The organism is Lactobacillus johnsonii ATCC 33200 (genome assembly GCF_000159355.1).
In the GTDB taxonomy this organism is placed as follows: Bacteria; Bacillota; Bacilli; order Lactobacillales; family Lactobacillaceae; genus Lactobacillus; species Lactobacillus johnsonii.
The window spans coordinates 514296-528818 of record NZ_GG670120.1; the positions used below are offsets into that span (position 1 = coordinate 514296).

At 33.4% G+C, this 14523-nt stretch carries 13 protein-coding genes and 4 pseudogenes; 8 read left to right on the top strand and 9 right to left on the bottom strand.

Going from position 1 to position 14523, the window contains the following annotated elements; all coding sequences use genetic code 11:
• The first annotated feature begins 24 nt into the window (after positions 1-24).
• The 3 genes and pseudogenes from HMPREF0528_RS09665 to HMPREF0528_RS02540 all read left to right on the top strand — a co-directional run bounded on the left by HMPREF0528_RS09665 (position 25) and on the right by HMPREF0528_RS02540 (position 2239).
• Positions 25-363: pseudogene (locus HMPREF0528_RS09665) on the top strand (Nramp family divalent metal transporter).
• Positions 364-410: 47 nt separating this feature from the next.
• Positions 411-1430, top strand: a complete 1020-nt coding sequence (locus HMPREF0528_RS02535; RefSeq protein ID WP_260308524.1) for a divalent metal cation transporter — start codon at positions 411-413, stop codon at positions 1428-1430.
• 68 nt (positions 1431-1498) lie between these two features.
• A complete protein-coding gene (locus tag HMPREF0528_RS02540) occupies positions 1499-2239 on the top strand; it encodes a class I SAM-dependent DNA methyltransferase (RefSeq protein WP_012846212.1) in 741 nt (246 codons plus the stop codon).
• 133 nt (positions 2240-2372) lie between these two features.
• Here HMPREF0528_RS02540 and HMPREF0528_RS09765 read toward each other — a convergent pair.
• A pseudogene (locus HMPREF0528_RS09765) lies at positions 2373-2513 on the bottom strand (matrixin family metalloprotease); the annotation flags it as partial.
• A 72-nt stretch (positions 2514-2585) separates the two neighbouring features.
• Entirely contained in the window at positions 2586-2918 is a 333-nt protein-coding gene (locus HMPREF0528_RS09290; RefSeq protein WP_004894709.1) for a zinc metalloprotease, read from the bottom strand.
• A gap of 203 nt (positions 2919-3121) precedes the next feature.
• On the opposite strand from HMPREF0528_RS09290, the gene HMPREF0528_RS02550 reads away from it, so the two are divergent.
• Positions 3122-3637: a linear amide C-N hydrolase gene (locus HMPREF0528_RS02550; RefSeq protein WP_050756183.1), complete on the top strand. Its 516-nt coding sequence runs from the start codon at positions 3122-3124 to the stop codon at positions 3635-3637.
• Between the two features lie 89 nt (positions 3638-3726).
• Here HMPREF0528_RS02550 and HMPREF0528_RS09785 read toward each other — a convergent pair whose 3' ends face one another.
• The 4 genes from HMPREF0528_RS09785 to HMPREF0528_RS02560 form a co-directional block, all read right to left on the bottom strand.
• A complete protein-coding gene (locus HMPREF0528_RS09785) occupies positions 3727-3879 on the bottom strand; it encodes a DUF8462 domain-containing protein (protein ID WP_490767902.1) in 153 nt (50 codons plus the stop codon).
• Positions 3855-4250: a hypothetical protein gene (locus tag HMPREF0528_RS09380; protein ID WP_004894714.1), complete on the bottom strand. Its 396-nt coding sequence runs from the start codon at positions 4248-4250 to the stop codon at positions 3855-3857. Before HMPREF0528_RS09380 ends, HMPREF0528_RS09785 begins: the two co-directional genes overlap by 25 nt.
• Positions 4251-4802: an AAA family ATPase gene (locus tag HMPREF0528_RS09385; protein ID WP_004894716.1), complete on the bottom strand. Its 552-nt coding sequence runs from the start codon at positions 4800-4802 to the stop codon at positions 4251-4253.
• Positions 4803-4979: 177 nt separating this feature from the next.
• Positions 4980-6080: an ATP-binding protein gene (locus tag HMPREF0528_RS02560; RefSeq protein WP_004894718.1), complete on the bottom strand. Its 1101-nt coding sequence runs from the start codon at positions 6078-6080 to the stop codon at positions 4980-4982.
• A gap of 231 nt (positions 6081-6311) precedes the next feature.
• Here HMPREF0528_RS02560 and HMPREF0528_RS02565 point away from each other — a divergent pair, with 231 nt between their 5' ends.
• The 3 genes from HMPREF0528_RS02565 to HMPREF0528_RS09390 all read left to right on the top strand — a co-directional run bounded on the left by HMPREF0528_RS02565 (position 6312) and on the right by HMPREF0528_RS09390 (position 10548).
• Entirely contained in the window at positions 6312-8834 is a 2523-nt protein-coding gene (locus HMPREF0528_RS02565; RefSeq protein WP_004894720.1) for an excinuclease ABC subunit UvrA, read from the top strand.
• Positions 8835-9053: 219 nt separating this feature from the next.
• Positions 9054-10136 (top strand): LLM class flavin-dependent oxidoreductase, encoded by a 1083-nt coding sequence (locus tag HMPREF0528_RS02570; protein ID WP_004894722.1) that lies wholly within the window; start codon positions 9054-9056, stop codon positions 10134-10136.
• A gap of 217 nt (positions 10137-10353) precedes the next feature.
• Positions 10354-10548, top strand: a complete 195-nt coding sequence (locus HMPREF0528_RS09390) for a hypothetical protein (protein WP_004894724.1) — start codon at positions 10354-10356, stop codon at positions 10546-10548.
• 211 nt (positions 10549-10759) lie between these two features.
• Here the strand turns inward: HMPREF0528_RS09390 and HMPREF0528_RS02580 are convergent.
• Positions 10760-12073, bottom strand: a pseudogene (locus tag HMPREF0528_RS02580) (ISL3 family transposase).
• Between the two features lie 142 nt (positions 12074-12215).
• Between HMPREF0528_RS02580 and HMPREF0528_RS09180 the strand changes: the two are divergent.
• Positions 12216-12356 (top strand): annotated as a pseudogene (locus HMPREF0528_RS09180) (serine hydrolase domain-containing protein); the annotation flags it as partial.
• A 54-nt stretch (positions 12357-12410) separates the two neighbouring features.
• Here the strand turns inward: HMPREF0528_RS09180 and HMPREF0528_RS02585 are convergent.
• Both HMPREF0528_RS02585 and HMPREF0528_RS02590 read right to left on the bottom strand, forming a co-directional pair.
• Entirely contained in the window at positions 12411-13367 is a 957-nt protein-coding gene (locus HMPREF0528_RS02585) for an ABC transporter permease (protein ID WP_004894730.1), read from the bottom strand.
• Complete coding sequence (locus HMPREF0528_RS02590) at positions 13367-14521, bottom strand: ABC transporter permease (RefSeq protein WP_004894733.1); 1155 nt, start codon at positions 14519-14521, stop codon at positions 13367-13369. The genes HMPREF0528_RS02585 and HMPREF0528_RS02590 overlap by 1 nt, the downstream gene beginning before the upstream one ends.
• Between the last annotated feature and the right edge of the window lie 2 nt (positions 14522-14523).

The following is a 14523-nucleotide window of genomic DNA, read 5'->3' on the forward strand; positions in this document are numbered from 1 at the left end:
CCCAGAACTCGTAATTTCTTCAGGATGCTTTTAGCATATATTGGTCCTGGTACATTAGTTGCTGTTGGATACATGGATCCAGGAAACTGGGCAGCCTCAATTAATGGTGGTCAGAGTTTTAATTATCTTTTGATTTCTACTATTTTAATTTCTAGTTTAATGGCTATGCTTTTACAATATATGGCCGCAAAGCTCGGAATCGTTACATAAATGGATTTAGCACAAGCCATTCGTGCACGTACTAGTAAAAGATTAATTTTTATCCTTTGGATTATAATTGAACTAGCAATTATGGCAACTGATGTAGCGGAAGTTATTGGAGCGGCAATTACTTTAAATCTTTTATTTAAGATCCTCCCCTAGTTATTGCAACTTTTATCACTGTTTTTGATGTATTACTTTTATTGTTATTGTCAAAAGTTGGATTTAGAAAAATAGAAGCCCTGGTATCCTGCTTGATTATGGTGATACTACTGGTTTTTACTTATCAAGTCATGTTAGCTAATCCTAACTGGAAAAATATTTTTTTGTCTGCATTGCCAACTCCAGAATTAGTAGCTCAGCATCCCGTAGTTAATTGGATTATCACCTTTAACAGGAAGTTTGGGAATAATTGGGGCTACTGTGATTCCCATAATTTTTATTTGCATTCATCTATTTGCCAAACTAGAAAAATTAACCATGATGATCTGACAGATGTTCAAAATGCAGTCCGTTTTACTACGTGGGATTTAAATATTCAATTAATTATTGCCTTTTTTGTTAATGTACTTTTATTAATTATGGGAGCTGCTGTTTTTAAAAGTGGTGCAGTCAAAGATAGTTCATTCTTTGGTTTGTATGATGCTCTAAGCAATACGGCTATGTTAAGCAATCCAATTTTTATCTCAGTAGCTAAGACAGGAATTTTATCAGCCTTATTTGCAGTTGCACTTCTTGCTTCTGGTCAAAATTCAACAATTACTGGAGCTCTCACTGGACAGGTAGTAATGGAGGGCTTTATTCACTTAAAGATGCCACTATGGGCAAGACGATTATTTACTAGATTATTATCTGTGATTCCAGTTATTATGTGTGTACTGATGACAGCAAAAGATTCAATTTCTCAGCAACATTTTGCCCTGAATATGCTTTTGGAAAATTCTCAAGTTTTTCTAGCATTTGCAGTACCATTTTCAATTGTGCCACTTTTGATTATGACAGATGATAGGAGAATGATGGGACAGTTTAAGAATAGAAAGATTTGGTCAATTCTAGGATGGGCCAGTTCAATTATTTTGATTTTCTTGAATTTGTGTAATTTACCAGCTACTTTTGTTTCCTTTAATATGATGCCAAAAAGAGATGCAGTAGTTTTCGCTTATGCGATCATTATGTTGATTATTTTATTAATGGGCTGGACATGTTGGGATATGCGAAAGAAGAAATAGTTTTAATATCTTTAATAATTGGGTTAATATTAAGAGAATAATAATTTAAACAGATGGGATTAATAAAAATGATTTATCAAACTTTTGCCCAATTATATGATCAGTTGTTTGATTCAGATATGTACAAGAGCTGGGAGAAATTCACCTTAGCTAATATTAATAAAAAGAATTGTAAGCTACTCGACTTAGCTGGTGGTAGTGGACGATTAGCTGTTTTACTTGCTAAAGATGGTATAAATGTCACGGTAGCTGACTTTTCAGATGAAATGCTTAGTTTAGCAGATCAACATAGTACTGAAAACAATGTTTCTTTACAGTTGGTTCAAGTTGATATGCGAGATTTAGCAGACCTTGAAAAATTTGATGTAATTACTTGCTATGCGGACTCTTTCTGTTATCTTGATGACGAAGCTGACTTGTTTCAAGTATTTTCTGAGATCGCCAATCATTTAAAAGCTGATGGTGTATTTCTTTTCGATGTAATTACACCTCATCAAACTGACGACATTTATCCAGGCTATATGTACAATTATCAAGATGATGATCACCGTCGAGCATTTATGTGGCAGAGTTATGCCAATGATGATGTCGAACATGGGGTGATCCATGATTTAACATTCTTTAATCGTTTACCTAATGGCGAATATGATCGTTTATCTGAAACTCACTATGAAAGAGCATATGATTTAGATACCATTAAACAGTTATTGAAACATGCGGGCTTTAACTCAATTGAAGTTGGATCTGACTTTAGTTTAGAAATGAAAGATAAAAAGGCAACACGCTGGTTTTTCAAGTGTCAAAAATAATAAAGTATCTAGGGAAAAAACTTCAAAATAAAACACTGATAATCAGCGTTAAATAAACGTTGATATATCAGTGCTTTTACTTTCTAAAGAGTTATGTTTTAAATCAAATTAAGACTTGTTTACGAAACTCTTTTTATGCCGCATATGCGGATTTGTATAAATCTCTAGCGGCATTAATATCTTGCTCTTGAATAGAATAATAGGATCCTGCCGGATATGTTACAGAAGCTGTATTAGTATGTTGTAAGCCAAGTACATGACCTAATTCATGTTCAGCTGTATTTACAACTCTTTGATAGCTATAATCATAATTTTCATTTTGTAAGTAATAAGTATTTAGCTTAACTTATGCCTTTAATAAGTGATTAGTTAATGGATTATAGCTTGTGGTTGTAACACCGGCAGCACTTGTTGTATTATCTTCAACTTGTTGTACTACAATGTTAGCCTCATTTTTATTGGTGTTTTCTTTAAAAGTAAACGCCCCAGTTTTATTCCAACTATTTATTGCTTCTCGAGTGGCAGTCACTAATTCATCGTTATTTGAAATGTCAATAAAGACATTTGCTTTAGCCTGGTTCCAAGTTTGTTTACCGGAAGTCTCTTGATTTTGTCCTTCACTAGAATTAGAAGTTACTGGCTGATTTGGCTGTTGGTTATCTGATTCCGAAGATGGCATCTGATCAGAAGGACGATCGGAAACTTTAGGTGGAACTAGCTTTAATGGATTAAGGTCACTAGCGTCTATGGTTGATATTTTTTCTTTAATGTACTAATTGAATCATTAGTAGCCATGCGAACAGTAGGATTATTTCTATAAGTATTAACACCTACAGAAACAAGACCTAATAGAAGAAAGAGCTTAATTGTTTTTCAGATAATTTGCCAGCTGCCACTCTTCATTGGTTAATGGGGGATAGAAGCGGTAAGAGTATTGTAGTTGAATCAACAGAAACTGGTTTACACGTTTATGACAACCCAGTTAATACTTTAACAAACGATCCTGTCTTTCCAGCTCAAGTTGAAACCTTGGCTAACTTTGCTTCGGTTTCTCCAGCTCAACATAAAAATACACTTGTACCTAATGCAGATATTAATCTGTATAGTCGCGGATTAGGTACCCATCATTTACCAGGCGGAACAGATTCAAATTCTCGCTTTATTAAGGCATCTTTTGTATTAGCTCATTCTCCAAAAGGTAATGATGAAGTTGAAAATAATGTATTTGAATTTACCATGTATTCAGACTGTATGAATTTGGATAAGGGAATTTTATACTTTACTACTTACGATAATAACCAAATTAATGCTGTAGATATGAATAATGAAGATTTGGATACTTCTGACTTGATTACCTATGGATTATTTAAGGATCAGGACATTAAATTTGAAAATTAAAAGTTAGTTTAAAATAATTTAGTAGTAAATTTTGACAAAGTAAATAATTATAAAACAATACTAGAGATGATTTGATCATTTCAGTTTTTTTATCCCCAATTTAATTCATCATATTTTGCTTGGATAAATTCCCTAAATAAAGGTAGGGTGAATCCTAATTTACCGCGAATGATTGTTTTGATTAAATCATATTTAATTAGCTTAGTACGATACATATTTACGTATAGCTTGCTTTTACCCATTTCTTCAATAATTGCACTAATATTATTATTTTTGACATCTCGTAGAGAAATTGAAAATCAATTTCTGTTAGTTCATGTGAGATGACATCATACGCTTGATTGAAAAGCGTATCTTTAAAAGCTAACTTAGTATAATTCCAGGATTCTTCAAAATTTTTACCAGTAGATAGCTCATACATAAAATCCCCAATTAATTGAAAAGCATAAGCATAGCCTTGTGTCATCTCGGCGATTTCTTCAGCTTGGTCACTTGTAATGTCAAATACTTTAATATACGCTTGAACAATTGATAATTTTTGCAATTTATTAATGTGAAACCTATCAGCGCTTACTAAAAAAGTTAAATTATGCGAACTATAAAGTTCTGCCACTTACTTCAACAATCCAGTCATGATAACAGAAACTTGAAGTTCACTTAAGCTCCAATTATTAAATTCTTCAGCTAATTTTTGAATTGCTGGTGTATTAGAAACTTCATCAATACAAAATACGACTCGCATGTTAGCTTGTTTCAATAATTTTAAAATTTTGGTGATTTCAGTTTTATAGTAGATTTCATCATGTTTTTCATTTGCTTCAGCAAAATTTATAGAAACGAATGGTAAGCTAATTGAAACAGATGAAGACCACTTTTTTAATTTGTTAAGCATTGGGGCTAGCTTAATGTACATTATACGGAATAAATCTTCAGTATTATAAAGAGTTACCACGATTGTATCATCATATTTATTAAGTTCTTTGCCAACTTTGTTCATAAAAACTGTTTTACCTGAACCATGGACACCAGTAATAAAAAGTAAGTAAGTGGGATGCTTTTTGTGACGGTGTGCTCTTTTAGCATATTTGACAGCATCATTATTAAAATCAAGATATAGTTCTGGAATTCCGCCGAATTCGGCATCAAATGGATTTTCACTGTACATTTTAAAGCCTCATTATACTTTTTACGGGATTCTAGAATTGTTTTGCATAAGTACATTGATATAAAATGAGCAATAAATTTCTATATACACTGTAGAAAAATTATTGCTCATTTTATTTATATTTAGTTAAATCATGAGGGATAAGAAAGAGAGAAACTAAAAAGTTCTAGATTAATTTTAAAATTCATCTAAAATCATCTCTTGTTCAACGAATTTATCGAAGTAGGGCAATAAAAAGCTAACATAGCCGTAACCATTTGGTTTAATAATTTGATCATCAATTAATTTTCGGCGATATACAGCAATGTAATTAGGTCCTTTTTTCATAAGATTACCAATAATCTGGCTTTTAACCTTGTGTTGCTTGGATTTAACCATAGCTTGTACAAATTCTTTTTCACGTTCAGACATGTCACTATAAACTTTGAAGTAAACATTTCTATTTAATTCACTAATATAGGTGTCTAAGATGTTGTTTATATCAGATATAGAGATCGTCTTATTGGAGGAATGAATAATTTCTTCCAACAAATGATAGCCTAATAATTGAAAAGCATAAGCAAATCCTTGAGTTTGTTTAGTCATATATAAAAGAGTTTCAGTAGAAAACGTATAGCCAGCTTTACTAAAAATGTGCTGATAACTGTTTTTTATACTTTCAATGTCTAAAGGATTCAAAACAATTCGATTGGCACGCAATAAAAAGGTAAGAACATCATCATTTTGGATTTCTGAAACATTTTCTGGTAAACCTGCCATAAGTAAAGAAACATTAAGATTGTTTCGAATCATAATTTGATAACAACTAGCAAACTTTTTTAATAATGGTGTTAAATGTACTTCGTCAATGTTAATTAAAACATGAAACCCTTTTTTCGTTAGTTTCTCTAAGGCATCTTGGAATAACAATTGAAAATTAGATTCAGTCTGTTGATGGAAACTAGCACTCATATCAAGTCCAAAGAAGTTCATCTTTAGGTCGATGTTTTTTATAATCTTCAAGTTAAGAAGATGTCGTTGTAATTGATTTATTAGGGAGACTAAGAGATCATCATCTAGAACTAAATTAATTACTAACCAATTTTTATCTTTACTTATTAAGTTAGAAACTTCTGTCATCAATGTAGTTTTTCCCGAACCACGTTGTCCGGAAAGAAGGGATGTTTGAAAAGGTGATCCCACTCTGTTCAATTCAGTAACGATACGTTGAGTTAATGAATCACGATTTAAGAAAACACTGGGCATTTTTCCAAAACTAGGATTAAAAGGATTTTTCACTTAGTTACACCTCTTTTTATAACTTTTTATAACTTTTATTTAATTTTATAACTTTTTATAACTTTTTTTCAGTTTGGAAGAAGTTGTTAGAGAGAACGAATAATTCTATATTGTAAGAAAAAAATACACATAATATATATGAAAACAAAATTTAACAACTGAGTAAAAAGTTTCCTATAATATATAGGTATAAATTATCTCAATTATAGAAATACTAAAGAAGGAAATAAAATGGCAGTCCCAAAAAAGATTGAAGTTCGTGGTGGGCGTGTTCATAACTTAAAGAATATTAATGTAGATATCCCACTTCATAAATTCGTGGCTATTTCAGGACTTTCGGGGTCAGGAAAGTCATCCCTAGCAATGGGAATTTTATATGAAGAAGGGTCGCGACGTTACTTGGACGCTCTATCCACCTATATGCGTCGACGGATTAAACAAGGGGCGCAAGCGGATGTAACTAGTGTAAAACATATTCCATCTGCCTTAGCCCTGCGCCAGAGACCCAGTGTTCCTAATGAACGAGCGACTGTTGGAACAACTACTGAAACATATAATGTTTTACGACTAATTTTTTCAAGATTAGGTTCACCTGTCTGTCCCAATGGACACCGAGTTGCCCCAAGTTTAGATATTGCAGAAGCAATGTCTAAGTCCGGAGATGAGATGGGACAGGTTATTTGTCCAACTTGTGGTGTAAATTTTCACGTTCCAAGTGCGGAAGATTTTTCTTTTAATTCTGATGGAGCTTGTGAACGTTGCGGTGGAACTGGTAAGGTACGCCAATTAGACGAAAGTAAATTAATTGCCGATCCCAATCTTTCGATTAGAGACGGTGCTGTAGCTTCTTGGAATTTACCAGGAAGGAACTTTATGCCAAATGTGGCTGAACATGCGGGCGTTAGAATTGACATTCCTTATAAGGATTTAACTGAGAAAGAGAAAGATTTTGTTTTAAATGGTCCTGAAAAGAAGTACAAGATGGATTTATTGTCAGGAACCGGTCGAGTTTTTCATAATTTTAATGCTTTATATGAAAATGCACATCAAGCCGTTTTAAAATCAGCTGAAAGTAGTAAAAGTGAACGAGCACAGAAACGTCTTGCAGAATTTTTTACTTATTCAACTTGTCCCGTTTGTCATGGAACGCGTCTTCGTCCAGAACTACTTAATCAGTTAGTTAATGGAAAAAATATTGATCAAGTTCAACATATGCAACTGGGCGATTTGCCTAAATGGAGTAAAGAAGTTCTCGCTAGTCTGCCAGAAAATATGCATCCCATGGCTAAAGCCTTACTCAATGAATTTATTAATAATTTGCAGCCATTACTGGATTTAGGATTAGATTATTTAACCATGGCACGAGCTGGGAATACCCTATCTACTGGTGAATTACAAAGAATCCAACTTGCTAGAACTTTACGTACAGAAACTACCGGAGTTTTATATGTTTTAGATGAACCCTCAATTGGATTGCATCCCGCTAATGTTGATGGATTAATTAAAGTATTGCGAAAATTAGTTGCACAAGGTAATTCTCTTGTGGTAGTTGATCATAATGTTGATATTATAAAAGCAGCTGATGAAATTGTTGAAATTGGTCCTGATTCTGGTGAAGCTGGGGGAGAAATTTTAGATCAAGGCACTCCTTTAGAAATTGAAAAAGATCCTCAATCTTTAATTGCACCTTATTTAGATGGTAAGGCTGATTTAATGGCTCATAAAGTTAGCGATAAAGTTAATTCTGAGCAAGTTACTTTCGAAGTAGATCACTATTTTAATTTACATGATATTAAAGCAGGAATTCCTGTAAATCAGATTACTGCTGTAACTGGCTTTTCAGGGGCCGGAAAAACTAGTTTGATTTTAGATTCTATTGTTCCAGCAATTAAGGCTCAAGATAAGGGGGAGCTTTTGCCAAAGCAAGTTAGAGAATTTAATTCTCCGATACATCATGTTGTAAGTGTTGATGCTTTTCCAATTGGAAAGAGTACGCGTTCAACAGTCGCAACTTATACTTTAATTATGGATAATTTGCGTAAGCTCTTTGCTCAGCAACCTTTGGCTAAAGAAAAGCACTATACTCCCAGTTACTTTTCTTATAATAATAAAGAAGGAGCTTGTCCAACTTGTGGTGGTACAGGAATCGTTACTTTAGATATTCAGTTTTTGCCTGATATGCAGCAAACCTGTCCTACTTGTCATGGACATAGATATAATCAAAAAATTCAAAAAGTTAAATGGCATGATCTTTCGATTGTTGATGTTCTTAACCTGGATATAAACGAAGCTATTCCAATTTTTAAAGAGATTCCAAAAATTGAACGCGATCTACTTTTATTGAAAGAAGTAGGTCTTGATTATTTACACTTAGGAGAAAGTACACCAACTTTGTCTGGTGGAGAAGCACAGAGATTAAAGTTAGTAACACACTTAAGTCAAAGACAAGACGATACCTTATTTGTTTTTGATGAACCTACTATTGGTCTGCACCCATTAGATGTAAAGGTATTAGTTCATGTAATGCAAAAACTTCTTGATCAAGGTGCAACAATTATTACTATTACGCATGATCTTAACCTAATCGTTAATACTGACTACATGCTTGATTTAGGACCACGTGGTGGTGAAAATGGAGGAAAGTTAGTGGCTAAAGGTAGACCATTAGAATTAATTAAAGACCCGCAAAGCTTGACCGTAAAGTATTTAGCAGATTATGTCGATCAGTTTAAATTAAATAAAATAAACAGTTAATAAAAAAATGGAAGTAGCCAACTTAAGAATAAGCTACTTCCATTTTTTATTCCTAACTAATTTGCCTATAAGGAAGAACTATCAGCAGTCTAAAATATTTTTCTTAATTTTATTTGGATTCTATACTAAAAGAGAATTCAATACAAAGTTTGAATTATAAAATTTTATGTGTTATTATTTGCTTACAAAAAATAAGTAAATAAGAGAGGATGAATAATCATGAGTATTGAATTAGGTATTTCTTCATTTGGTGAAACAACACCACTTAAAACAACAGGTAAGGCAATTAGTCATGATCAGAGAATTCAGGATTTGCTTGATGAAATTATTCTGGCCGATGAATTGAAGATTGATGCTTTTGCAATTGGTGAACATCATAGAAAAGATTTTGCTGTCTCAGCTCCTGAAATAGTTTTAGCAGCAGCTGCAGCAAAAACTAAGCATATTCATCTATCCAGTGCGACTACTAATCTTCCAACAATTGATCCAATTCGGGTTTATGAACAATATGCAACTATTGATGCTTTTGCACCGGGTAGAGTAGAAATTATGGCGGGCCGAGGATCGTTTACAGAAGCTTTTGATTTATTTGGCTATAACATTGAAAATTATGATGATCTCTTTATTGAAAAATTGTTAATGCTTTTAGAAATTGATAAACATGAAATTTTGGATTGGAAGGGTGGAAAATTTACTCCTAAAGTAGATCACAAGGGAATATACCCTCGCACTCAGAAGCCAATTCCAATTTCAGTAGCAAGTGGTGGTAGTATCAATTCAACTATTCGGACTGCTGAGTTAGGTGTACCAATAGTTTATGCAATTATCGGCGGCAATCCGTTAGACTTTAAGCCAATGATTACGCTTTATAGAGAAGTAGCTAAAAAAGTAGGCCATGATTTAAGTAAAATACCAGTGTCTGCTCATTCATGGGGATGGCTAAATCAAGATAAAGATCGTGCAATTAAGGAATATTTTTATCCAACTAAGCTTCTTGTAGATCAGATTAGTAAAGAAAGACCTCATTGGACTGGAATGACCTATGATCAATATCTTGAATCAGTCGGAGAAAATGGTGCAATTTTTGTTGGTGATAGTGAAACTGTAGCTAATAAGATAATTAAAGTGATGGAAGAACTTGGGTTAAATAGATTTTATCTTCACTTACCAATCGCTTCAATGCCACACGAAGAAGTTATGAATGCAATCAAAATATACGGTGAAGAGGTTGTACCTAAGGTAAAAGAACACTTCAAGAAAAAAGAAGATAAGAAACGCTTAAACGTGAAATGGAAAGATTAGTTAGTAAAAATAAGAGGGTTAAGTAAGATATATATTTATCCTCTCAATAAGTCTTATTGTTATTTGGAATACAGTTAAAATTAATTGAAGAAAGAAGCTAAAAAGTATTATATTGGGGCCTATATATTTTTCATCCTTGTTAATTAGTTAAAATTGCTGAATAATTTTGTATAATAAAGTGGCAATTCAGTAAAGTTTGAGAGGATGGAAGCATAGTATGGAAAAGTTAAAAGCAATTCAATTTAATTTTGAAAATTGTGAGTCTGAGCAAATTCCAATTGAGTATATTCCTTATTTTAATTTTAAAAATGTATATACTAACTTAAGCCATCGCTGGAGCCATGAAGAAGAAAATAGTCATGTCCTTAAAACAGGCCTTGAATGTGATGGGTTTACTATGATTGCTGACTAGGATAGAGTAAATACCATTGAAACCTCGGAAGAATATAATTTAGCTGACCGGATTGCTAAATTCCATGATTTAGTTGATGTAGATTTGATTTTTAAATCTGGAAAAACTAAAAATATTTATATGCCATGGAAAGATGCGAACTATGGTGAATCTAACGCTTTAATGATTGTTCTAAAGTCTGATTCTAGTTCCTATGTTACTAATAGTAAGTTCAACAATAGTACATTTTTAGAAGTTTATATAGAGAAAAAGGCGTAAGCCAATATCTTTTTTGGATCTTTTCTTTTATAATATCTTCCTCGAGTCTAATTCTAATTAATAAATGTTTGAAATTTCTATAGCCATAAGCAGTACGCTCAATCTGTTTAATTTTACGGTTAATTCCCTCAAGACAGCCATTAGAATAAGTTGAGGCAATACCATTTATGACGCCAGAATAATTGCGTTTAAAAGTTAATAGAGTTTGATGCATTTGTTTACCAACCGCTTGTTTTGAATGAAGTAAGTGAATAACTTTCTTTTCATCTTTATTCTGAATAGCAGCCATAAAGTCTTGCATAATCCAATAAGTATTTTCCAAAGTTTGATCACAGTCTAAACCGTCTAAGACAATATGCTCTTGTGTTAGACAGTCCTTAAAATGCTAGTCGTAATAAGGAGTAGTTTTATTAAGCTTGCCATATTTCATGAGATAAAGCTTCCAAGGAGACTTTAAAAGTTTATATTCACGGCTTCGTTTATTGAATTGTTTCATGATCTGAACTCTGAAAATATTAAACGATCTAGTAAGCATTTGAACCATATGGAAACGATCAATAACTATCTGAGCATTTGGAAATAATTCTCTAGCAATTAATGGATAATAGCAGTTAAGATCCATAGTGACTGTTCTAACCATTGAGCGAGCCTTAGGAGTAAACTTGTAAAAGTAGCGCAGAATATCGGGCTTGAAACGAGTCCTAAGAATTTGAACAACTTTGTGGGTATCACCAACTAGACAAATAAAGTGAAGCTTTTTGCCTACGCCCTTAAATTCATCAAAAGCTAAGTGTTCCGGTAAACGATCAAAGTCATCATAAAATTTAGCAGAATAGGATGTTAAGACTCTTTGAACAGTATTAACTGATAAGTTATGTTCTCTTGCAATGCTCGTCATAGAACGGTCCTCAGTAAGAGCAGAACGGACTTTAAGTTTTGAAACATTAGAGATATGACAATATTTATTAACCAAATTAGATTGAGCCATAGATCTTTTTAAACAGTCATTGCAAAGAACACGTTGTTTTCTTAATCTGATAGTAACGGGCTTACTAGCATCAGCGGTAATGAAACGAACGTTAGAAACGTAATGACCGTTATGTTTAAGATTAGTAGAACGACAAAAAGGACAAGCAGACCGGATCAGCTCAGCTAAATATATTTTGTAAATCTTACCGCTAATATTTTCATTTGAATAATCAGAAAAAATAATATTTTGATCTTCAATATCAAGAGCAAATTTAATATAATCATTTAAAGAGGACATAGTTTGAATCTCCATACACTTAATTGAATTGGTTGAAGCAGGATTTTAAGTAAGAGAGGACTATAGCCTCTTTTTTTACTTAAAAAAATCCTCTCGATAGAATATCAGAGATATTCATCAACAGGAAAAAGTATACAGCCAAAATTGGTTCCAAATGACAACTGATAATCAAAATGGCTTGATTATGTTTTTAAACCAAACTCAAAATAATCAAGATCAAAATAAGTCTATTGGTTACCAAATTTTGAATCATATTAAGGCTAATACCTTTACAGAAAAATAAAGATAACAAATAAAAAAGACGAGTATAGAACTCGTCTTTTTGTATAGGTAAAATTTACTTAGCTTTAATATAGTTGACACCATCAGCCGCAGGTGCGACAGACTTTCCTAAGAAAGCTACAAGAACAATAATGGTAATTACATATGGGGCAATTTGCATGTAAACAGCTGGAATTTTAGAAATGACCGGTAATTGATTGCCTATAATGCTTAAACTTTGAGCAAAGCCAAAGAATAATGAAGAAAGCATAGCGCCAATTGGATTCCATTTACCAAAAATTACTGCAGCTAGAGCCATAAATCCTTGGCCAACAATGGTGGAAACCGAAAAGTTGCCTGAGATTGCTTCAGCGAAGACGGCGCCTCCAATTCCTCCTAAGAATCCTGAAATTAATACTCCAGCATAGCGCATTTTATAAACATTTACGCCCATAGTATCGGCTGCCTGAGGATTTTCACCAGCTGAACGCAGACGCAAACCAAAGCGCGTTTTATAAAGGATGAAAGATAAAAGAATAGCTAAGACAATCGCAACGTATGCTGGAAGAGAGGTGTTTTTAAAAAATATGTTACCAATAACAGGAATATTAGCTAATCCAGGGAAAGAAAAGTAACCAAAGTTGGCAGTAATATTTTCAGTTTGACCTTTTTCATAGATAGCTTTTACTAAAAATACAGCTAAAGGAGGAGCCATTAAATTCAATACAGTCCCACTGATAATATGGTCTGCATGAAAATTAATAGTTGCTACGGCATGTAAAAGTGAGAATACTAGGCCAACAATTCCACCAACTAAAGCTCCCAGCCATGGTGTAGCTTTTCCGAAAGTAGAAGCGAAAGTTAAATTAAATACGATTGCGCTAAAGGCTCCCATCGTCATGATACCTTCCAGCCCAATGTTAACAATTCCTGAATTTTCGCTATAAACCCCACCTAACGATGTAAAAATTAAAGGAGCTGAATAGACAAGAGTTGATGAAACAATTAAAGCCAAAATTGTAGTTAAATCCATTAATTTTCTACCTCACTTCTAGGAATCTTAATGTCAGGACCATCGACAGCATTGTTAGGGCCGATTTCTTCACCTTTTTTAAGAGGATGACTTTCAGAACTTTTCTTTACCTTAAATAGAAGTCCCACAACGTAATTAATTGCGACAAAGAAGATAATAGCGGCAATTACAATTGAAACGATTTCGTAAGGAATTCCAGCTGCTGTTTGCATTCCAAGACCTCCGATTTTTAAAATGGAGAAAAGGAGAGCCGCAATTAAAATGCCCCAAGCAGTTCCACTTCCAAGTAAAGATACTGATAAACCATCCCAACCAATATCTACACTAGTCGTTTGAGTAAAGTAATTTTGATAAGTCCCCAGACCTTGAACGACACCGCCCATTCCAGCAAATGCCCCAGATAACAGCATAGAAGTAATAATATTTTTCTTAGTGGACATTCCAGCATAACGACTTGCAAATGGATTAAGACCAACAGCTTTAATTTCAAATCCTAAAGTGGTTTTTTTCATTAAAAACCAGAAAACGACTAAAGCAATTAGGGCTAAGAAGATGCCGCAATTAATTCTGGAACTTCCAAAAAGTTCACTGAGCCAATTAATATGTAAACTTCCGTTTTCTGAAATGGTTTTAGTAGTATCTGTATCAATTCGAAAACTTTTGGGCATGATTTGTTGCATTAAATATTGGCATGAGTAAAGCACGATATAGTTAAGCATAATGGTAGTAATTACTTCATTAGTACCAAAATAAGCTCTTAAATATCCAGCAATTCCAGCAATAATTGCACCAGCAAATGCACCAGCAATAATTGCTAAAGGAAGGAGGACTATTTTTGGCATGTGAGGATTGGCTAAGACGATCCAGATTGAAGTCAGCCAGCCAGCTTGAGCCTGTCCGGGCAACCCAATGTTGAAGAAGCCAGCAGTTGAAGCAATTGAAAAACCAATTGCAGTAAAAATTAGCGGAGTGGCTTCTCTAATCGTTTCACCAATTCCATTCATATTTCCCAAAGCACTTTCAAACATAGAGCTATAAGCTTGAATCGGGTTATAGCTCCAGATCATCATAATGATCGCACCGACCAAAAAACCGGCAATAACTGAAGTGATGGGTACTAAAATTTTTTTAATTTTTTCACTTACACGAATCATTT

Bases quoted from the DNA above. Each gene is read 5' to 3' on its own strand.
- HMPREF0528_RS02540 (WP_012846212.1), top strand. From the start codon at position 1,499: ATGATTTATCAAACTTTTGCCCAATTATATGATCAGTTGTTTGATTCA.
- HMPREF0528_RS09290 (WP_004894709.1), bottom strand. From the start codon at position 2,918: ATGCCATCTTCGGAATCAGATAACCAACAGCCAAATCAGCCAGTAACT.
- HMPREF0528_RS09785 (WP_490767902.1), bottom strand. From the start codon at position 3,879: ATGGGTAAAAGCAAGCTATACGTAAATATGTATCGTACTAAGCTAATT.
- HMPREF0528_RS09385 (WP_004894716.1), bottom strand. From the start codon at position 4,802: ATGTACAGTGAAAATCCATTTGATGCCGAATTCGGCGGAATTCCAGAA.
- HMPREF0528_RS02565 (WP_004894720.1), top strand. From the start codon at position 6,312: ATGGCAGTCCCAAAAAAGATTGAAGTTCGTGGTGGGCGTGTTCATAAC.
- HMPREF0528_RS02570 (WP_004894722.1), top strand. From the start codon at position 9,054: ATGAGTATTGAATTAGGTATTTCTTCATTTGGTGAAACAACACCACTT.
- HMPREF0528_RS09390 (WP_004894724.1), top strand. From the start codon at position 10,354: ATGGAAAAGTTAAAAGCAATTCAATTTAATTTTGAAAATTGTGAGTCT.
- HMPREF0528_RS02585 (WP_004894730.1), bottom strand. From the start codon at position 13,367: ATGGATTTAACTACAATTTTGGCTTTAATTGTTTCATCAACTCTTGTC.
- HMPREF0528_RS02590 (WP_004894733.1), bottom strand. From the start codon at position 14,521: ATGATTCGTGTAAGTGAAAAAATTAAAAAAATTTTAGTACCCATCACT.